The sequence below is a fragment of the Streptococcus sp. HSISS2 genome (genome assembly GCF_000448665.1).
GTDB lineage: Bacteria > Bacillota > Bacilli > Lactobacillales > Streptococcaceae > Streptococcus > Streptococcus raffinosi.
The window spans coordinates 333,734-355,006 of sequence record NZ_CM002133.1; the positions used below are offsets into that span (position 1 = coordinate 333,734).

11 protein-coding genes and 5 pseudogenes are annotated in these 21,273 nt (G+C 40.7%); 13 read left to right on the forward strand and 3 right to left on the reverse strand.

Annotated features, from left to right (window positions below; genetic code table 11):
- Positions 1-15: 15 nt before the first annotated feature.
- From infB to HSISS2_RS01720, 4 genes and pseudogenes are all read left to right on the forward strand, one after another.
- A pseudogene (infB, locus tag HSISS2_RS10605) lies at positions 16-2,848 on the forward strand (translation initiation factor IF-2).
- A 97-nt stretch (positions 2,849-2,945) separates the two neighbouring features.
- Entirely contained in the window at positions 2,946-3,299 is a 354-nt protein-coding gene (rbfA, locus tag HSISS2_RS01710) for a 30S ribosome-binding factor RbfA (protein ID WP_021145060.1), read from the forward strand.
- A 64-nt stretch (positions 3,300-3,363) separates the two neighbouring features.
- On the forward strand, positions 3,364-3,927 hold the full coding sequence (locus HSISS2_RS01715) for a TIGR00730 family Rossman fold protein (RefSeq protein WP_021145061.1): 564 nt from the start codon (positions 3,364-3,366) through the stop codon (positions 3,925-3,927).
- A 290-nt stretch (positions 3,928-4,217) separates the two neighbouring features.
- Positions 4,218-5,449, forward strand: a pseudogene (locus HSISS2_RS01720) (peptidoglycan bridge formation glycyltransferase FemA/FemB family protein).
- A 61-nt stretch (positions 5,450-5,510) separates the two neighbouring features.
- Here the strand turns inward: HSISS2_RS01720 and HSISS2_RS01725 are convergent.
- Positions 5,511-6,955, reverse strand: a pseudogene (locus tag HSISS2_RS01725) (UDP-N-acetylmuramoyl-L-alanyl-D-glutamate--L-lysine ligase).
- Between the two features lie 94 nt (positions 6,956-7,049).
- Between HSISS2_RS01725 and HSISS2_RS01730 the strand changes: the two are divergent.
- The 4 genes and pseudogenes from HSISS2_RS01730 to HSISS2_RS01745 all read left to right on the forward strand — a co-directional run bounded on the left by HSISS2_RS01730 (position 7,050) and on the right by HSISS2_RS01745 (position 14,031).
- A complete protein-coding gene (locus HSISS2_RS01730; protein WP_042766896.1) occupies positions 7,050-8,681 on the forward strand; it encodes a polysaccharide biosynthesis protein in 1,632 nt (543 codons plus the stop codon).
- A 115-nt stretch (positions 8,682-8,796) separates the two neighbouring features.
- Positions 8,797-11,571, forward strand: coding sequence for a cation-transporting P-type ATPase (locus HSISS2_RS01735; protein WP_021145066.1), 2,775 nt, complete (start codon positions 8,797-8,799; stop codon positions 11,569-11,571).
- Between the two features lie 192 nt (positions 11,572-11,763).
- Positions 11,764-12,858 carry a cystathionine gamma-synthase gene (locus HSISS2_RS01740; RefSeq protein ID WP_021145067.1) on the forward strand — a complete coding sequence of 365 codons (1,095 nt, stop codon included), beginning with the start codon at positions 11,764-11,766 and terminating at the stop codon, positions 12,856-12,858.
- Between the two features lie 10 nt (positions 12,859-12,868).
- A pseudogene (locus HSISS2_RS01745) lies at positions 12,869-14,031 on the forward strand (MalY/PatB family protein).
- A 35-nt stretch (positions 14,032-14,066) separates the two neighbouring features.
- On the opposite strand, the gene HSISS2_RS11595 reads toward HSISS2_RS01745, so the two are convergent.
- Positions 14,067-14,333 (reverse strand): hypothetical protein, encoded by a 267-nt coding sequence (locus HSISS2_RS11595; RefSeq protein WP_021145069.1) that lies wholly within the window; start codon positions 14,331-14,333, stop codon positions 14,067-14,069.
- 50 nt (positions 14,334-14,383) lie between these two features.
- Positions 14,384-15,670, reverse strand: coding sequence for a glycoside hydrolase family 32 protein (locus HSISS2_RS01750; protein ID WP_240472038.1), 1,287 nt, complete (start codon positions 15,668-15,670; stop codon positions 14,384-14,386).
- Between the two features lie 275 nt (positions 15,671-15,945).
- Here HSISS2_RS01750 and HSISS2_RS10610 point away from each other — a divergent pair.
- The 5 genes and pseudogenes from HSISS2_RS10610 (at position 15,946) to HSISS2_RS01780 (ending at position 21,181) form a co-directional block, all read left to right on the forward strand.
- Positions 15,946-18,859 (forward strand): annotated as a pseudogene (locus tag HSISS2_RS10610) (glycoside hydrolase family 68 protein).
- Between the two features lie 97 nt (positions 18,860-18,956).
- Positions 18,957-19,586 carry a uracil phosphoribosyltransferase gene (gene upp / locus HSISS2_RS01765; RefSeq protein ID WP_008535939.1) on the forward strand — a complete coding sequence of 210 codons (630 nt, stop codon included), beginning with the start codon at positions 18,957-18,959 and terminating at the stop codon, positions 19,584-19,586.
- Positions 19,587-19,781: 195 nt separating this feature from the next.
- Positions 19,782-20,372 (forward strand): ATP-dependent Clp protease proteolytic subunit ClpP, encoded by a 591-nt coding sequence (gene clpP, locus HSISS2_RS01770; RefSeq protein WP_002889143.1) that lies wholly within the window; start codon positions 19,782-19,784, stop codon positions 20,370-20,372.
- Between the two features lie 85 nt (positions 20,373-20,457).
- Positions 20,458-20,907 (forward strand): YlbF family regulator, encoded by a 450-nt coding sequence (locus HSISS2_RS01775; protein ID WP_021145073.1) that lies wholly within the window; start codon positions 20,458-20,460, stop codon positions 20,905-20,907.
- On the forward strand, positions 20,900-21,181 hold the full coding sequence (locus HSISS2_RS01780; protein ID WP_008535941.1) for a DUF2129 domain-containing protein: 282 nt from the start codon (positions 20,900-20,902) through the stop codon (positions 21,179-21,181). Before HSISS2_RS01775 ends, HSISS2_RS01780 begins: the two co-directional genes overlap by 8 nt.
- Positions 21,182-21,273 lie beyond the last annotated feature (92 nt).

The following is a 21,273-nucleotide window of genomic DNA, read 5'->3' on the forward strand; positions in this document are numbered from 1 at the left end:
ATAGGAGGGCATCACGTGTCAAAGAAACGATTATATGAAATCGCAAAAGAGGTTGGTGTAGAAAGTAAGGTTGTTGTCGCAAAGGCGCAAGAACTAGGGCTTTCTGTTAAAAGCCATTCCTCATCAGTTGAAGAAGCTGATGCTAATCGTATCACTTCAAGTTTAAAAGGAGGCACAGCTAAGGCAGAGAGTAAGCCTGCTCCAAAAGTAGCACCAGCTCCTAAGAAAGAGAAGGTTACGCCAAAAGCTGAAAAGGCTTCGACGTCCAAACCGGCTCCTGCTAAGGAAACCGTAAAGGCTGAAGCTAAAGAAGCTCCTGTGACGCCGAAAAAGCCACAAAGTCGTAACTTTAAGGCAGAACGTGAAGCACGTGCTAAGGCAGAAGCAGAGCGTCGCCAAAATGGTGGTGGTCGTGACAACCGTAACCGTAATCGCAATAAACAAGGTAACGATCAAGGTAAACGTCACAATAATGACCGTCGTAACCAAAATGGAAATGGTCAAGGAAACCGTAATAACGGAAACCGTGATAACAAAAATAATCGTGACCGTAATTTCCAAGCTAAACAGCGCAATGATCAAGGTCGAAATAAACGTAACGATGCTGCCCGCAACAATCAGGCAGGTCCACGTATTGACTTTAAAGCGCGTGCAGCAGCCTTGAAAGCAGAGCAAAATGCAGAATATTCACGTCAAAGTGAAACACGCTTCCGTGAAGAAAAAGCTGCAGAGCAACGCCGTGCGAAAGAGCAAGAAAAGGCAAGAAAAGAAAACAACAGGCTGAAGTCGCTGCTCAAAAAGCAGTTGCTGAAGCTAAGCCAGCTCCCAAGCCAGCACCGGCTGCTCAACCAGCTCCAGCTGCGCAAGCACAAGATACACGTCGTAAAAAGGCACGTCCAGATAAATCACGTGATAATCGTCGCGAGAATGAAGATGGACCTAAGCAAACAAGAAATAATAAGTGGAATAATCAAAACCAAGTGAGAAATCAACGAAATAGTAACTGGAATAAAAACAAAAATAAAAAGGTAAAAATAACCGTGGTAATTCAGCTCCAAAACCAGTAACAGAGCGTAAATTCCATGAATTACCAAAAGAATTTGAATACACTGAAGGCATGACGGTTGCAGAAATCGCAAAACGTATTAAACGTGAGCCAGCTGAAATCGTTAAGAAACTCTTCATGATGGGTGTTATGGCAACTCAGAACCAATCTCTTGATGGGGATACTATTGAGTTGTTGATGGTTGACTACGGTATTGAAGCAACCAAGAAAGAAGAAGTCGATAATGCTGATATCGAACGTTTCTTTGTTGACGAAGACTACCTCAATAAAGATGCTATGGTAGAACGTGCACCAGTTGTTACTATCATGGGACACGTTGACCATGGTAAAACAACCCTTCTTGATACCCTTCGTAACTCACGTGTTGCGACTGGAGAAGCTGGTGGTATCACACAGCATATTGGTGCCTACCAAATTGAAGAGGGTGGTAAGAAAATCACCTTCCTTGATACTCCAGGACACGCGGCCTTTACATCTATGCGTGCCCGTGGTGCTTCTGTTACAGATATTACTATCTTGATTGTCGCTGCGGATGACGGTGTTATGCCACAAACTATTGAAGCCATCAACCACTCTAAGGCTGCTGGTGTTCCAATCATTGTTGCGATTAACAAGATTGATAAACCAGGTGCTAACCCAGAGCGTGTAATCGGTGAATTGGCAGAGCATGGCGTTATCTCAACTGCATGGGGTGGGGATAGCGAATTCGTTGAAATTTCAGCGAAGTTTGGTCAAAATATTGAAGAATTGCTTGAAACAGTTCTTCTTGTGGCTGAAGTGGAAGAACTTAAAGCTGACCCAACAGTTCGTGCCATCGGTACCGTTATTGAAGCGCGTTTGGATAAAGGTAAAGGTGCGGTTGCAACCCTCCTTGTTCAACAAGGTACCTTGCATGTTCAAGACCCAATCGTTGTTGGTAACACCTTCGGACGTGTCCGTGCTATGACTAATGACCTTGGTCGTCGTATTAAGACTGCAGCGCCATCAACACCAGTTTCCATTACTGGTTTGAATGAAGCTCCTATGGCGGGTGACCATTTTGCCGTATATGAAGATGAAAAAGCGGCCCGTGCGGCTGGTGAAGAACGTGCAAAACGTGCTCTTATGAAGCAACGTCAACAAACACACCGTGTTAGTCTGGATAACCTCTTTGATACCCTTAAAGCTGGTGAAATGAAGACTGTTAATGTTATCATCAAGGCCGATGTACAAGGTTCTGTTGAAGCCTTGGCAGCATCACTTCTTAAGATTGATGTTGAAGGCGTTCGTGTGAACGTTGTTCACTCAGCGGTAGGTGCTATCAATGAATCTGATATTACACTTGCGGAAGCTTCAGACGCTGTGGTTATCGGATTTAACGTTCGCCCTACCCCTCAAGCTCGCCAACAAGCAGAAACTGATGAAGTTGAAATTCGTCTTCATAGCATTATCTATAAGGTTATTGAAGAAATCGAAGATGCTATGAAAGGGATGCTTGATCCAGAATTTGAAGAAAAAATCCTTGGTGAAGCAATCATTCGTGAAACCTTCAAAGTTTCTAAAGTCGGAACAATCGGTGGATTCATGGTTACTAGCGGTAAAATTACTCGTGAATCAAGTGCCCGTGTCATCCGTGATGGTGTTGTTATTTTCGATGGTAAATTGGCAAGTTTGAAACACTTTAAAGATGATGTTAAAGAAGTCGGAAACGCTCAAGAGGGTGGTTTGATGATTGAAAACTATAACGATATTAAAGTTGACGACGTTATTGAAGCTTACATCATGGAAGAAATCAAACGTTAATTTTTGTCAGATTTCTCAGAAAGAGCTGACTTAGGAGACAAAGCTAGGTCATCAGGCCTGGCTTTTGTTCCATTATAAAAAATGAAAGGATGAGACTATGGGAAATTCATTTCGTATAGACCGTGTTGGGATGGAAATTAAACGTGAAGTCAACGAAATTCTTCAAAAGAAGGTTCGTGATCCACGTGTTCAAGATGTAACCATTACCGATGTGCAAATGCTTGGCGATTTGTCAGCTGCAAAGGTATTTTATACCATTCATTCAAACTTGGCATCAGATAGTCAAAAGGCCCAAACGGGACTTGAAAAGGCGACTGGTACCATCAAACGTGAACTTGGTAAAAATTTGACCATGTATAAGATCCCAGATTTGACCTTTATCAAGGATGAATCTATCGAATACGGTAATAAAATTGATGAAATGCTTCGTAGTTTGGAGCGTAAAGATTAAGATAACATTCCTGTCAATTATGGCAGGAATTTTGCCTTATAATAGAATAAAAAGGAGGACTACGATGAAAGTTACAGTCTATTTGGGTGCTAATATGGGAGATAGTCCAAGCTTTAAGGAGGCAACAATTGCCTTAGGTCGCTGGATTGCTAAAAATGGACATACCCTAGTCTATGGTGGTAGTAAGATGGGTCTTATGGGGGTTCTTGGTGATACTGTTTTGGAAAATGGTGGACAGGTTCATGGGATTATGCCGCAATTTCTTAAGGATAGAGAAATTGCTTATGAGGGATTGACCTCAATGACGATAGTAGAAACGATGGCAGAGCGCAAGACAGCTATGTTAGAGCAGGGTGAGCTCTTTATCGCCCTTCCAGGAGGTCTCGGAACACTTGAAGAAATCTCAGAAGCCATTGCTGCTGCTCGTGTGGGTAAGCTGGACAAACCCTGTGTTTTCTTTAACCTAAACGGCTATTATGATGCCATGAAGGCCATGTTAGATACCATGGTTGCTCATGATTTTTTAGAGGCTGAAACGGCTACAAAATTCCTCTTTACAGATGATTTTGCTGAAATTGAGGCCTTTGTTCAGTCTTATACCCCACCTCAATTGCGACGTTATAGGTAAGTATCGGTGAAGAAAGGTTCTTCTGCATTTAAGTGGAAGGACTTTTTATAATCAGATGAACATTCATGTAAGTTTCAGAAAATCACCCAAAAGGCTTAACAAAAACAATAATTTTGTATATAATGATGTTTGTAATTTTAATAATTTAATTAATTTTCCTCATCATCTGTGAGTAACATTCATAATCGCTAAATACCCCTCTTGGTTTGGAAAACTTTGCCAATCATTAAAAGCATTTAATGATTTTAGGGAAATGTGGGATATAGGATGAAACGGAAGGGATGATAGTAATGTCTATTAGGGTTAAAAGTGTTAGTTTTGAGGATTATCAAAACACACAGGTAACCGCAAAGTGTGCCAATTTTCTGCAGTCTGCTGAGATGTCCAAACTTCAGGAAGGTCAAGACCATATAGAAAAAGTAGAAGCCCTGGTTTTCGAAAGAGATGGCTTAAGGGTAGGCCAAACAATAGTCGTTTATAAGAAGAGCTTTCGTATATTTAAAAAGGCCCTCTTGTTGCATGGTCCCCTGTTAAATTACCACTCTCTTGATAGTTTGACAGAGCTACTTGAGGCTTTAATACTCTATTTAAGAAAGAAAATATTGCCACACTTTCCATACACCCTTATCTGACAAATCTTATTAGAAATGAAAAGCTTGAAAATATCGAAGTAGATAAGGCCAGTGATGTGCTAAAGGTATTTGAAACATTAGGTTTTGAGCACTCTTTGGATTCGGAGCAATCTTTAGTAGTTAACCAGATGTTTGTCAAGCCAATTGAAAATTTTGCTAGTTCTGATGAGATTCTTGCTGCCTTTTCTCCATCATTGAAGCGAGACCTCAAAAAATTCACTGCTCTGAATGTCAAGATTGAAGAGTTGGATGAGCATCAACTTGACCAGTTCTACGATATTTTAAGTCGAACGGCGGAGAGAAAGGGATTTTCTGTTCATCCGCTGGTTTATTTTCAAAATCTAAAAAAATGTTTTGGCAAATCTGCCAAGTTTATGTTGGCTTATTTGGATTGTCCAGCCTATCTAGCTTATCTTGACGAGAATATTCAGTCTTTTGAAGCCAAGATTCAGGCTTTAAAAGAAGGTCCTCAGAAAAAACGTACCAAGGGTCAAATAGCAGATGCGGAGGATCAGCTGAGAAGCTACTATAAGCGCTTAGAGCAATTCAAGTCTTACCAAATCAAGACTGACAAATTACCGCTTTCAGCTTATCTCTTCATGAATTATGGTCCGGAAATTGTCAGCTTTTACGGAGGTAATGATGAAGCCTACCTTAATTTTGGTGGGGCGGTTTTGCTTCATTGGGAGATGATAAAATATGCTAAAAGTAAGGCTAAAAAGCGTTTTAACTTTTACGGTACTATTGAAACTGAGGCAGCTAGTTCTGGCAAAGGAAACTTTAACTTTAAGCGTCAGTTTGGCGGACAATTAGAGACGCTTGTTGGCTCATTTGATAAGACCCTAAACCCTTTCTACGATATTTTTAAGAAGACACTAGGTAAGGACTAGTTTCCATATAGAAAAAAGTCAATTGAGGCTAATTGTAATACCTCAATTGACTTTTTGTTGTTTACAAATATTTCTTAGCGGCTTCAATATCACCAGCATAATCAGTGCGTTTACCATTTACAATTTGAAAGGCATCAGCTCCCTTACCTGCAATAACAAGGGCATCTTTTGAGCCTGTAGTTTCAGACATGGCAGTTTTGATGGCCTCCTCACGATTAACAATGATACGCACCTCACGATTGATATGACTAGCAATCTCTTGGCAGATGGTAAGGGGGTCTTCCTTGTTAGGGTCATCAGCAGACAAGATGACATCTACCTCGGGGTAAGTGTTGAGGACATTACCAAAGTCTTTACGACGGCTTTCCCCCTTATTTCCAGGAGCTCCTAGTATCAAAGCAATCTTACCTTTTTGGTGGTCAGTTACGACTTGCAAGAGCTTGTCTAGGCTGTCACCGTTGTGAGCATAGTCGACAAATACCTTAGCACCATTTGCCTGAGTGAGAATTTCCATACGACCTGGAACAGAGGTTTGAGCAATCCCTTTTTTAATGTCTTCAAGACTGGCTCCAAGACGTAAGCAGGCTAAACCAGCAGCCATAGCATTATCCTGATTAAAGTCACCGATGAGTTGGATATCGTAATCACCAGCTAGTTTACCTTTTGCTTTAAAGCTAAATCCTGAGCTATGTTGAACGGTATTTTCAGAGTCCTTACCATAGAAGTCGTGGTCTTTATCAGCGACTTCCTCCGCAACAAAATCGAAGTGATCCATACCACTATTGACGATGACTGATCGACTATTTTCCAAGAGCAGACGCTTGTGGTAGAAGTAGTCTTCAAAGGTTGGGTGTTCAATAGGCCCGATGTGGTCTGGACTGATGTTAAGAAAGACGCCTACATCAAAGGTTAACCCATAGACACGTTTGGTTAGATAGGCCTGACTTGAAACCTCCATAATCAGATGGGTCATGCCATTATCAACAGCTTCGGACATCATACGGAAAAGATCCAAACTCTCAGGTGTTGTTAAGATAGACTTGAAGAAGGTTTTTCCGTCTAGTGTCGTGTTCATGGTTGAAAGCATAGCAGGTTTATGACTTTGCTTAAGAATGTTATAGGCAAAGTAGGCCGCCGTTGTTTTCCCTTTTGTCCCAGTAAAAGCCAGCAATTTCAGCTTGTCTTGAGGGTATTGGTAGAAGGCCTGAGCAACGAGGCTCATAGCTTGCTTGATATCTGAAACAATAATGGCAGGGATTCCCACTTGGTAATCTTTTCGGTTACGTAGAAGCTCAAGCCAGTTTTGACAGCATTCTCTAAAAATTCACGCTTGAAGGCAGCTCCCTTGGCAAAGAAGAGGGAAGATGGTGTGACATCACGACTGTCGTAAGAAAGATGCTCAAAAGTCACCCCAGTCCATGAATAGTAGTAGTGGTCTTGGTCAATAATATCTCTAAAATTACGGTCCTTTTTAAGAACCTCTAGAACTTGTTCAATAGTAATCATAGTTCCTATTTTAGCCTTAATGTTCTTGTTTTACAAGTCACAGCCAAAAGTTTATAATAAACTAGATTATATTTTATTCTCTAGAAAGAAAGTTATGACTGAAACTAAAACTGACACACAGCAGCAGCAGATGCTAAGAGGGACGGCATGGATGACAGCATCCAATATTATCAGTCGTCTCTTAGGGGCACTCTACATTATTCCTTGGTATGCTTGGATGGGCAAACAAGGAGACCAAGCCAATGCCCTCTTTGGTCAGGGGTATAATATTTATGCCCTTTTCCTTTTGATTTCGACAGCAGGGATTCCAGTCGCCATTGCCAAGCAGGTGTCTAAATACAATACTCTCGGCAAAATGGAAACGAGCTTCTTTCTACTCAAGCGTATCTTGTATTACATGGTCGGTTTGGGCGTTATTTTTGGGGTTTTCATGTACTTCGCTTCGCCTTGGATGTCTTATCTTTCAGGGGGAGATGGAGACTTGGTTCGAGTGATGCGTAGTCTTTCTTGGGCGGTTGTTATTTTTCCATCTATGTCTGTTTTACGAGGCTTTTTCCAGGGCTTCAATAACATGAAGCCATACGCCTTGAGTCAGATTGCGGAGCAGATTATTCGTGTCATTTGGATGCTGTTGGCAACTTTCTTCATTATGAGGATTGGGACAGGTGACTACGTGACTGCCGTTGTTCAATCGACGTTTGCCGCTTTCATCGGTATGTTGGCTAGTTACGGGGTGCTTTTCTTCTACCTTTGGAAGGAAGGTAAGCTCAAGAGTCTTTTTGGTAAGCAGGCCGTTCATCCTGATATCAATCCAACTGCAATTGTTATTGAGACATTTAAGGAAGCCATCCCCTTCATTATCACTGGGTCAGCGGTTCAACTTTTCCAGTTGATTGACCAATGGACCTTCATCCGTACTATGGAGAAGTTTACAAGCTATAGTAACAGTCAGCTTCAGGTTCTCTATGCTTATTTGTCTTCAAACCCAAGTAAAATTACTATGATTTTGATTGCCGTTGCTATTTCTATTGCTGGGGTTGGGATTCCACTCTTAACGGAAAATATGGTTAAAAAGGACCTTCGAGGGGCGGCCAAACTCATTATTAATAATCTACAGTTACTCTTGCTCTTTATTGTACCTGCTATTGCGGGTTCAGTGATTTTAGCCAAACCACTCTACACAGTCTTTTATGGAGCACCAGACAGTCAGGCTCATTTGCTTTTTGCTGCTAGTTTGATTCAAGTGATTTTCCTGGCCCTGTATAGTGTTTTAGCACCAATGCTTCAGGCCATCTTTGAGACCCGTAAAGCTATCAATTATTTTGCGATTGGGGTGTTGGTTAAGGCAATTCTTCAGCTACCATTGATTATTTTCCTAGGAGCTCTCGGCCCGGTTATTTCAACAGCTATCGGCTTAGGTGTTCCCATTGCTCTCATGTATAAGCGCCTTCACACAGTTACGCATTTTAGTCGTAAGACAGTTTTTAGAAAATCTCTACTTATTTGTATTCTTACAGTCCTCATGGCGATTCCAGTTGCTGTCTTCTACTGGTTGTTCCAATTTATCCTATCTCCAACAAGCCGTATGGGAAGTATCATTCATCTAGTATTAGGAGGTGGCCTGGGTATTCTGGTTTATGGTGTGCTTGCTCTTGTGACGCGTATGGCTGACCAATTGCTTGGTGCTCGAGCAGCTAGATTACGAGCTAAATTACATATTAAATAGTATTTGAAACCAAGTCTTGTAGCTTGGTTTTTTCTTTCAACATTTTCTGAAAAAGGAGTATAATGAGGGCGTAAATATGAAATCGCTTTTATGATTTAGAATCGAGGAAAGGATTATGGGTAGTTCTAGACAGAGAGATACTAAATTAGGAACCTGTACCCCTGATCAGGTTTATCAGGTGTTGCGAACAAGCCCTCAAGGGTTAAGAACACAAGAAGTAAAAAAGAGACAAGCAACTTATGGTCCTAATCAGTTGAAAGAAAGCAAGAAAGAACCTATTTGGTTGACCTTTTTCAGGCATTTTACCAGTCTCATGGCCCTCTTATTGTGGGTCGGTGGCTGTATTGCTGTGATTTCTCATAGCTTGGAGCTGGGGATTGCGATTTGGTTGGTCAATATCATTAACGGTCTTTTTAGCTTTATTCAAGAATATAGGGCAAGTCAAGCCACGGAAGCACTGAATAAGCTTCTTCCATCCTACACCCGAGTTCTTCGTGATGGAAAGGAAGATAAAATCCTTGCACAGAACTTGGTGCCAGGTGATTTGGTTTTCATTGAAGAAGGCGACCGTATTTCTGCAGATGGACGGTTGATTGCTGTGACAGACTTGCAAGTAAATCAGTCTGCCCTCACTGGTGAGTCTAATCCCATTTATAAATCAGACCAAGCAGATTTGGCTCCTGATAAGACTGATTTGGAATATGATAATATGGTGTTTGCAGGTACCACAGTTTCCTCTGGTTCTGGACATTTTATAGTATCAGCCATCGGTATGAAAACTGAGTTCGGACAAATTGCAGACTTGACGCAAAACCTAGCTCAGGAAAAAAGTCCACTGCAAAAGGAACTAGACCATTTGACCAAACAGATTTCGGTCATCGCAGTATCTGTAGGTCTCTTCTTTATGATTGCAGCAACACTATTTGTCCACCAACCTTTGTCTCAAGCCTTCATCTTTGCCTTGGGTATGATTGTTGCCTTTATCCCTGAGGGGCTACTTCCTACAGTTACTCTATCTCTAGCTATGGCTGTACAGCGCATGGCTAAAGAACATGCTTTAGTGAAAAAATTGTCTTCTGTTGAGACACTCGGAGCAACCTCTGTTATTTGCTCAGATAAAACAGGGACCCTGACTCAAAATGCCATGACAGTTAATCATTTATGGACCTTGTCAGGTAATTATGAGGTGACTGGACTAGGTTACGCACCAGAAGGACACATTGAGCAGGATGGTCACCCTGTTTCTCTTAAAGAAAATGACCTCCTGAATCGTCTGGTCCGCTTTTCTCATTTGGCTAGTAATGCTCAAGTGGTTGCGCCAAGTGCTGACAATCCTAACTATACGGTCTTGGGAGACCCGACTGAAGCTTGTCTTAATGTTCTTGCAGAAAAAGCAGGCCTTGATTTAAATGACAACCACATCTGGGCTCCTCGGATTAAAGAAATTCCCTTTGATTCTGACCGTAAACGGATGACAACAGTACATAGTCTCGAAAAAGGTCTGGATGGCAGTCACCATATTTCCATCACTAAGGGTGCGCCTAAAGAAGTGATGGAACTTTGCTCAGACTATTATGATGGTCAAGGAGCAATCAAATCTATGACCACTACAGAACGTCAAGCTATTCTTGCTGCTAACGATCAATTTGCTCGTGACGGCTTGCGTGTTTTAGCTGTCGCTTATCGTCCTTTGGAAAGCCAACATATCAAAGAAGACGAGTGGGATATGCGGACCCTCGAAGAAGATATGGTCTTTGTGGGACTCGTTGCCATGAGTGATCCGCCACGTCAGGGTGTGCGTGAAGCCATTGAAAAATGCCATAGAGCTAGTATTCGTATTATCATGGTGACAGGTGATTATGGTTTGACAGCTCTTAGCATTGCTAAGAAAATCGGAATTGTACAAGGAGACGATGCGCGTGTTGTTTCAGGCCTTGAACTAGCTGGTATGGATGACAATCAGCTTAAAGAAGCTCTTAAAGGCGAAATCGTTTTTGCTCGTGTGGCTCCTGAACAAAAATACCGTGTGGTCAATGCCCTTCAAGAGCTTGGTGAAGTTGTCGCTGTTACTGGTGATGGTGTTAATGACGCCCCTGCCCTTAAAAAAGCTGATATCGGTGTAGCTATGGGGGTATCAGGAACTGATGTTGCCAAGGAATCTGCCGATATGATTTTAACGGATGACCACTTTGCTTCTATTGTCCATGCTGTTGAAGAAGGACGTGCCGTTTACCGAAATATTCAAAAATTTTTGACCTATATTTTTAATTCTAATACTCCAGAAGCTATTCCCTCTGCTTTCTTCTTGTTCTCCTTGGGGCGTATTCCTCTTCCCTTAACAGTTATGCAAATCCTAGCTATTGATCTTGGAACGGATATGATGCCAGCTTTGGGACTGGGGGTTGAGCCACCTGAAGAAGGCGTTATGAACAGACCACCAAGACGTCTATCAGATCGTTTGCTGAATCGACAATTACTATTAAAAGCCTTTGCTTGGTATGGTATGATTGAGTCTATCTTGGCTATGGGGGCCTTCTTCCTTAATTATTGGGTTAATCAAGGGCACCTGAATTATCTAACTAGTTCAGGACCTCTTTACCGAGAGGCAACAACCATGACCTTGGGAGCCATCATCTTCACACAGATTGGTATGGCTATGAATAGTCGCAAGGGTAGAGGATCTATTTTCCAAATCAAACCATTTGCTAATAGAATTATTAGTCTGGGGATTGTCTTAGAAATCATTCTCTTTATTCTCCTGTCTTATGTGCCTCTTTTCCACACTCTCTTTAATACAGCTCCGATTGGTCTTGATGACTGGCTTTATTTACTCCTCTGTCCATTTATCATTATGGCTCTAGAGGAAATAAGGCACCGACTGTTTGATTAAAAGTAAGCCGACGGCTTACTTTTTAGTTATTACTAATACATATAGAGTATGCCTAAAAGGTTATAGGTGTTAACTATAGCTAACTATCAAGAATCCGTATGATGGACTTCCCATTATTTTTCAGAAAATAGTGATAAAATAGAGGACATAGATATGGAGTATATTCACTTTACCAAGTAGAAAGGACAAATTATGACACAAGAATATCAATTAGAAACTATTCTGGCACATGCTGGAATCAATTCGGATGAAGCAACAGGAGCCTTGGCTTCCCCTATTCATTTTTCAACAACATACCAACACCCAGAGTTTGGGCATTCTACTGGTTTTGACTATACACGAACGAAGAATCCAACCCGTGCAACGGTGGAAAAAACATTAGCTGCTATTGAAAAGGCAGACTATGCTATTGCGACAAGTTCAGGAATGAGTGCTATTGTTTTAGCCTTTGAAATTTTCCCTGTAGGTAGCAAGGTTGTCGCTGCGCGTGACCTTTACGGAGGTTCTTTCCGTTGGTTCAACGACAAAGAAAAAGAAGGACGTTTCTTCTTTGAATACACTAACACAGAAGATGAAATGATTGCGGCTATCAACGAAGACACTGATATTGTCTATATTGAAACACCGACAAACCCACTTATGATTGAGTTTGATATTGAGAAAGTAGCTCGGATTGCCCATGAAAAGGGTGCGGTGGTTATTGTTGATAATACTTTCTATAGCCCAATCTACCAAACCCCGATTCCACTAGGTGCTGATATTGTTGTTCATTCGGCGACTAAGTATCTTTCTGGTCATAATGATGTCTTGGCAGGTGTTGTTGTTACTAGCAACCAGGAATTTTATGATAAGCTCAGTTACAACCTCAACACTACTGGTCCAAATTTGTCTCCATTTGATAGCTATATGCTCATGCGTGGACTTAAGACCCTAAAACTTCGTATGGAGGCTTCGACGGCTAATGCTCAAGCAGTTGTGGCTTTTTTGGAAAAATCATCTGCTGTTAAAGAAGTTCTCTACCCAGGTAAGGGTGGGATGATTTCCTTCAAAGTGGCTAACCAAGATAAGATTCCAACTATTATCAATGCTCTTAAGGTCTTTACCTTTGCGGAGAGTCTAGGTGGTGTCGAAAGCTTGATTACCTACCCAACGACACAAACCCACGCAGATATTCCAGGTGATGTGCGTGCTTCCTATGGTTTGACAGACGACTTGCTTCGTCTTTCAATTGGTATTGAAGCAGCACAAGATTTGATTGCTGACTTGGAAAATGCCCTTAGTCTTTAAGGAGTTATCTATGACACGTTATGATTTTACAACACAACCAAATCGCTTGGATCAAAATACCATGAAATGGCACGAAGCCGAAAGTAATCCAGGACTGCTTGAGCTTTGGGTTGCTGATATGGACTTCCTACCTGTTCCTGAGATTAGGGATGCAGTTATCAACTATGCTGAGACACATATTTTTGGTTATCCTTATCCAAGTGAAGAGCTTTACCAGTCAATCATTAATTGGGAAAAAAATCAACACGGTTACGTCGTTGATAAAGAGAGTATTGTTCTCATTGAAGGTGTTGTTCCAGCCATTTCAACGGCTATTCAAGCCTTTACCAAAGAAGGTGATGCTGTTCTCATCAACACACCAGTTTATCCACCTTTTGCTCGTTCGGTCCGTTTGAATAATCGTCGGTTGATTGAAAATAGTCTTGTTAAGGTTAATGGGCATTTCGAAATTGATTTTGAACAATTGGAACGTGATATCGTTGAGAATGATGTTAAACTTTATGTTTTCTGTAGCCCACATAACCCAGGTGGGCGTGTCTGGACTAAAGAAGAATTGACTAAGGTAGCAGATTTGTGCCAGAAACATGGTGTCCTCTTGGTATCTGATGAAATCCACCAAGACTTAGCCCTATATGGGAATAAGCACATCTCTATGAATACCATTTCAGATGCTTACAAGGACTTTACCTTGGTGCTTAGTTCGGCTACTAAAACCTTTAATATTGCTGGTACCAAAAACAGTTTTACCATTATCGAAAATGAAGACTTACGTAAAGCCTTTAAACAAAAGCAATTGGCAAATAATCAACATGAAATTCCAACCATTGGTTTGATTACAACCCAAGCAGCTCTGACCTATGGGAAACCTTGGTTAGAGGAATTGAAAACTGTCTTTGAAACTAATATTGACCTTTTAACCAAGGAACTTAGTGAAAAGACTAATATCAAGGTCATGAAACCTGAGGGAACTTACTTGGTATGGCTTGATTTTTCAGCCTATGATCAAGACCATAATGAGCTTGGACGTTTGCTTAAAGAAGAAGCCAAGGTAGTGCTAAATGACGGTATTACTTTTGGTTCTGAAGGAGAAAACATTTCCGCTTTAACGTAGCTACGCCAACTACAGTTGTTGCAGAAGGAGTTAAACGTCTCGTTTCTGTCTTTGGAAAATAATAAAAGTGATGCGAACAGCATCACTTTTATTATTGTTATGAGTGTACATCGTAGATTTTCAAGTTGAGTAGAAGATCTTCCTGAGTGGAGAAGACCTTGACATCCTGCCTGCCAGAGGTATTAAATCTGGCTAGAGTGTAGGTTTGGCCATTGGGGAAGAAAAATTCCAAGCTACGATTGTCTGTAATAAGCGTTATAGTAATATTATCAGTTTCCTTATAGAGACTGTCAGCTTTATAACCTTGACCGTTACCCAAGAGACCATCGTAATAGTAAGAAGAGGCAGTTTGACTACCATCCATGCTGTTATTCAGTTCGGCAGCATAGGCAGAGACCTGATAGGTACCACTTGTTATTTGGTAGGCGATTTTAACGTAATCAGAGCCTTGCCAGATATCAATGTAGATATAGCCTCCTTCTTTTTAATATTTGAAAAATGCAGTTGGTAATACCCTGCACTATTTTTTCCGGCAAGATCAAGAAGTCCATTAGCATTTTGATTGTGACTTTTATCAATCCAAGGTTTTCTATTGTCACTGGTGAGTGGTCTTTGACTTGAAATGTTGCCATTTTGATTTTTGAGGGTTAATTGTTCATTTTTATAGAGGGGGGCGGACTGAATAATACCGTCCTTATCCAGTTGTAGCTTTCTGGGTGTAGCGTAAAATCCGATAGTTTTTAGAAAATCACTCTTGGCCTCTTGGTCACTGTGAATGCCTGACGTGAAGTAGTTCCAATTACCAACCCAGCCAAGACTGATAAGGTTATGATTGCTTTCTTCGATTCGATTGCTTCCAGTGAAGTTAGCGCCATAATAGTCAGAGCCTTGATCTAAGCGTTTTGTTTCTGTATCTGCAATAAATAAGCCGTTACCATCTAAATGCCCTACAGTATAGTAGGTTCCAGTTGTTTCGCCTGAAGCTGTATCCTTAGCTCCAAAAAAGAGAACTTGCTTGTCCTGACCGTCAGTTGTTGTCATTGTTTTGAGAACGGGACACTCGATAGGAGCGTTGTCCTGCCAGTTATGCCCCTTAAAAAATGTTTCGGGTAGAATTTTGGAGTCTCCCTTGCTATCTGCTTTGGTCCAGTTGATACCATCTTGAGATTGATAAACACCTAAGGCGTCACCTTCAGCGATATACATGAGTAATTTGTCTTTGAAGTGGAAGACATAAGGATCGCGGAAATCTTTACCGTTATAGGATTGTTCCTTTGTCAATAAAGGTTTACCATCTTTTAAGGCTTTAGTAAAGCTAGCTCCCTTGTCGTTTGACTCACTAGCATAGATTGCCTGGCTTCCATCATCCATGAGCCCTGTAAAATAGGCGACAGGTTCTTCGTTTTGGATACCAGAAATCCCCTGACTATCTGTGACTACACTCCCTGTCCAAGCAGAATGCCATCCTTCTTTAGAGTCACCACCCTTTGCTGGTATAGCAGTCTCTTGCTTACTATAGGTGATAAAATCTTTGGTAGTTGTATGTGTCCAATCTTGACCGCTAGGTCCAAAAGGATCAGTAGCCCCATCTACAGAATGTAGAAAATAGATATCATAGTAGTTTCCTTCTTGATTCCACACAATAGTCTGTAGGTCGTTAGACCATCCTTTATGAGATGCTAGATGAAAGGTTTGACTCACAGAAGCCTTATTTGTTTTTTGGGAAGAATTGTTAACGTTCTCATTTTTCATTATAAAAACAAAAAATAAAATTAAAAAAATGAGAATAAAGATTAGAGTCGGATATTTTGATTCCATATAGTGATAATTCCTGATTAAATTGCTTTTTTATATAGTTATTATTTTAACAAAAAATAGTTTTTTACAAAAAATATCAATTTGTCATTAAAAAAGATTGGAATTTAGATTAAAAAATGATAGAATAAAACATGTGAAAACCTAAAAGGAGAGTTTATATGGATAGTACAGTTAATTCACAGTCAAATACAGTAGCACCTAAGCAAGCAGAGTGCAAAAAGATGCGTTATAGCATCCGTAAGGTAGCCACAGTAGGGGCAACATCAGCACTCGTTGGTACCTTGGCATTTTTGGGTGCCACTCAGGTAAAAGCTGATCAAGTTACAGAAACAGCACCAGCTGTAGCTACTGCGACAGCAACACCAGAAACAAGCACAGCATCTCTAACGGTAGCCAGTGAAGCAGCAACAAGTGTGGCAACTTCAGAAGCAGTTGAATCTTCAGTTGCACATTCAGAGGTTGCAACTACACCAGTTACAGAGACACAACCAAGCAACACAACTCCATCAGTAGTCGAAGAAAAGGTGTCTAGCACAGTAGTGACATCTTCATCAGATGCAACAACACCTTCAGCAACTGTTGCTGCGGTTTCTGCTCCAGCACATACATCAGAGGCTGCAGTAGAGGCACCAACTTCAACAGCAAGCTCAGAAACAGCTGATACACAACACTGAAGTAGCCCTTAAACCTACTGAAAACAGCGCTGCTAATGCAAACCTTAGCAAACTTAACGGTCGTATCAAGTCTATTGTTGAAGATAATATGACCTCAGATCAAATCGTTGCCTTGACTGAGGAAGAAATTAAAGCACTTAATAAAGTTGACTTTAGCGATGATGCTATCAAGGGTACAGGTACTAGCTTGACTTACCGTAACTTGAAAGATATCGTTGCTAGCTTCTTGAAGCAAGACAGCAAATTGGCAGTTCCTTACTTTAAAGCAGATACAATCATCAATATGCCTGCTTTCAACACTGTTGATGCCCAAACGATGAAAAAAGAAGAAATCGACGTTTGGGATTCTTGGCCAGTCCAAGATGCTGAGTCAGGTGTAGTAAGCAACTGGAACGGTTATCAGTTGGTTATCTCAATGGCCGGTGCACCAAATAAAAACTCAAACCACATTTACTTGCTCTATAGTAAATACGGAGATAATGACTTTACACATTGGAAAAATGCGGGTCCAATCTTTGGTTATAATGCCCTTGAAGATGACCAACAATGGTCAGGTTCAGCGACGGTAAACTCTGACGGTAGTATCCAACTTTACTACACTAAGAATGATACTAGCGGCGGTAAATTGAACTGGCAACAATTGGCTAGTGCTACACTTAACCTAGCTGTTGAAAACGACGAAGTTGTTATTAAGTCAGTTGAAAATGACCACATTCTCTTTGGTGGGGATAACTATCATTATCAAAGTTATCCAAAATTCATGAGTACTTTCAACGATGACCACAACCACGATGGAAATCCAGACCGTACAGATAACTACTGTCTTCGTGACCCACACATCATTGAAGATAACGGTAGCCGCTACTTAATTTTCGAATCAAATACAGGTGACGAAAACTACCAAGGCGAAAAACAAATCTACAACTGGTCAAACTATGGAGGAGATGACGCCTTTAACCTTAAGTCATTCCTCAATATTGTCAATAATAAACACCTTTATAACCTTGCTTCATGGGCAAATGGTTCTATTGGTATCTTGAAACTTGATGACAATGAGAAAAATCCATCTGTAGCTGAACTTTACACACCACTTGTTACTAGCCACATGGTTACTGATGAAGTAGAACGTCCAAGTGTTGTTAAGATGGGTAACAAGTATTACCTCTTCACTGCTTCACGTATCAATAAATCTACGGATGCTGAAGGTACTGTAGCAGCTCGTGAAGCTGTCGGTGATGACGTTGTCATGCTTGGATTCGTATCAGATAGCCTTCGTGGAGAATACCGTCCACTTAATGGCTCAGGCGTGGTTTTGACAGCCTCTGTACCAGCCGACTGGCGTACATCTACTTATTCTTACTATGCTGTTCCTGTTGAAGGATCATCAGATACCCTCTTGGTTACTTCTTACATGACTAACCGTGGTGGTATTGCTGGTGCTGAGAATAAATCAACATGGGCTCCAAGCTTCCTTATCAAGATGAATGCAGATGATACTACAGAAGTTCTTCCTAAGATGACGAATCAAGGTGACTGGATTTGGGATAAATCTAGTGAAAGCTTGGTACACGTAGCCGATCAAAACAGTGCTAAATTGCCAAACGAGGACTTTAATGTAGATTATTATGCGGTATCGGGTTATGGTCTTAAACCACATACTTATCCTACAGTTGATGGTTCAACAGGCGTTTCTGAAGCTCACGGTGTCTTGACTGTAACAGTTAAAGATGGTGAAGATAAGAAGGCAGATAAGCCAGAAACACCAGTAAGTCCAACAGAAGGTAATCATTCTGTTGATGATAAGACTAATAAACCAGACACTTCTAAACCAGCGGACAATAATAAACCATCAGCTGATAAAGAAGATAAACCAACAAATCCTACGAATTCAGATTCTCCAGTTCCTACACCATTCCCATATTTCCCAGACCGCGCTGCTAATGATAACCATTCTTCGAATGATCACCATGTAGCGGTTCCTGAGAAACCTTCAACAGAGGGTTCTGTGGGGGACCGTCGTCCAGTAGCTCAAGCCACAGAGATTGCGTCACCAGTACCAGAGGCTATTGTAGCAACTGGACCAACTGTTTTAACGACTCCTGTTAAAGAAGAGTCTGTGACTGAAACAGAAGCTCCAAAACCAGCTAAGTCTGAAGAGGAAGTTCAGTCTCACGGAGTAGCTAAAGCCGATGAAGTAACTAAGTCTGATGAGTCAAGTAAAGACAACAATACTAAAGTTGCTGCTAAACTTGCCATTACACATAAGACACCGAGTGTCTCTGAAGGACCAAATGCCAATATACTTACAATTTTAGCAACGATCTTTGCAGCGATTGCGAGTCTATCTCTTTTTGGTTATGGATTGGTTACGGGTAAAATTCAGTTGCCTAAAAAATAAGCATTAACCCCTTTTCAAAACGTTTGCTAGTAAAGCAAGCGTTTTTGTCATGTTTTTGATATAATGGAGTGAATATATAGCAAAGGAAGAAACTATTATGGGTAAATTTCAAGTTATTTCACATCCATTGATTCAACATAAACTCTCAATCCTACGTCGTGAGGATACCTCTACTAAGGATTTTCGTGAGTTAGTTAACGAAATCGCTATGCTTATGGGTTACGAAGTATCACGTGACCTTCCTCTTGAAGAAGTTGAAATTCAAACGCCAATCACAAAAACAACCCAAAAACAACTATCTGGTAAGAAATTGGCCATTGTTCCAATCCTTCGTGCAGGTATCGGTATGGTAGATGGTCTCCTAAGCCTTGTGCCTGCTGCTAAAGTTGGTCATATTGGTATGTACCGTGATGAAGAAACTCTGGAGCCGGTTGAGTACCTCGTTAAATTACCAGAAGATATTGATCAACGTCAGATTTTTGTAGTTGATCCAATGCTTGCGACTGGTGGTTCAGCTATCTTAGCGGTAGATTCACTTAAAAAGCGTGGCGCTGCTAATATCAAGTTTGTTTGTTTGGTTGCAGCACCAGAAGGTGTTAAAAAATTGCAAGAGGCTCATCCAGATATTGATATCTATACAGCATCACTAGATGAGAAACTTAATGAACATGGCTATATTGTTCCAGGCCTCGGAGATGCAGGCGACCGTTTATTTGGTACCAAATAGGTTCAAAAAGGGAGTTTTCCCTTTTTGTTTTGCTTATATTGTGCAGAAAATAATCGCTTAGAAAATTTGAAGTAGTGGAAATCTCTTTTGAATTAGCACTCTATGAAAAAGAGTGCCAATAAAAATGTTTTTATTTGACCTAATTTGACTAAAATCATATAATAACATCAAGACATTATTAAAAGGAGGATTCGTATGATTCCTGTAGTTATTGAACAGACATCACGTGGTGAGCGTTCTTATGACATTTACTCACGTTTGCTCAAGGATCGTATCATCATGTTAACAGGTCCTGTTGAAGATAATATGGCAAATTCAATTATCGCCCAACTCTTGTTCTTGGATGCTCAAGACAATACGAAAGATATTTATCTTTATGTTAATACGCCTGGTGGATCAGTTTCAGCAGGTCTTGCCATTGTTGACACCATGAATTTCATCAAGTCCGATGTTCAAACTATCGTTATGGGGATGGCAGCATCAATGGGTACTATTATCGCTTCAAGTGGTACTAAAGGGAAACGTTTTATGTTGCCAAATGCAGAATACATGATTCACCAACCAATGGGTGGTACTGGTGGCGGTACGCAACAAACAGATATGGCCATCGCAGCAGAACACTTGCTCAAGACGCGTAATAACTTGGAGCAAATCTTGGCTGATAATTCCGGTCAATCCATTGAAAAGGTTCATATTGATGCCGAACGTGATAATTGGATGAGTGCTCAAGAAACGCTCGAATATGGTTTTATCGACGAAATTATGGCTAACAACCAATTAAAATAAGCTTAGCTTATCTTAGATAAGAGTCGGATGTTAATCGGTCTAATAAGGGCCGATTCATCTGACTTTTTGTGTTATAATAAGAAACATGTTAATAATCAATGAGGAGTTGCTTGCTATTGATCAAGCCATAGATAGTCTTGTTTTACACTTTTTAGGATTGCCAGAGGTAGAAGTTTATCGCTTAAAACGTCAGAAATTCGAAGGAGATAGAGCACTCCAGCAACAACTTCTGGAATTTCAGAAATTAAGGGAAAGCTATGAAGAAGCCAAAAAATATGAAGCCTATAGATCAGACGTTCGTGACTTAAAGCGACAAGTCTTGAGAATGAAGCGCCAAATTGATTTAAATGAAGTAGTTATAGCTTATCGACAGGCTGAGCTTGATTTGCAGGCGATTATGGCTTCACTTAGTCAAGACATTGCGCAAGCTGTATCAGATCAAATTTTCATTGATACAGGGCTACCTCTTGCCCCCCACAAGCCCCATCATAAAAAAGGTGCCACTAACATAAAGGAGAAAATGAGTAATGATTAAACGTCAGGGCATTATTGTCTATTTATACTATAATAGAGACTTACGTAAGATTGCCAAGTTTGGGGATGTTGTCTACCATTCTTATAAGATGCGTTATGTACACCTTTATGTAGATGAGGATAAGGTTGAGGATGTATTGGCAGAACTAGAAGGAATGAAGGCGGTAAAAAAAGTTCTTCCTTCTTACTATTCAGACATTGATATGGACTTTGTAGGTAGTCTGGAGCGCTATGACACCTCTGTTCCTGAACCATTTAAGAACTTTTCTCTTTAAGTAGGAGAAAAGTTTTTTCTTTTGGCAAGAGCTATCCCTAAAGCAATGGAAACGATTGCTAGAAAGAGATTTTAAGTGTGTGGTTATTGACA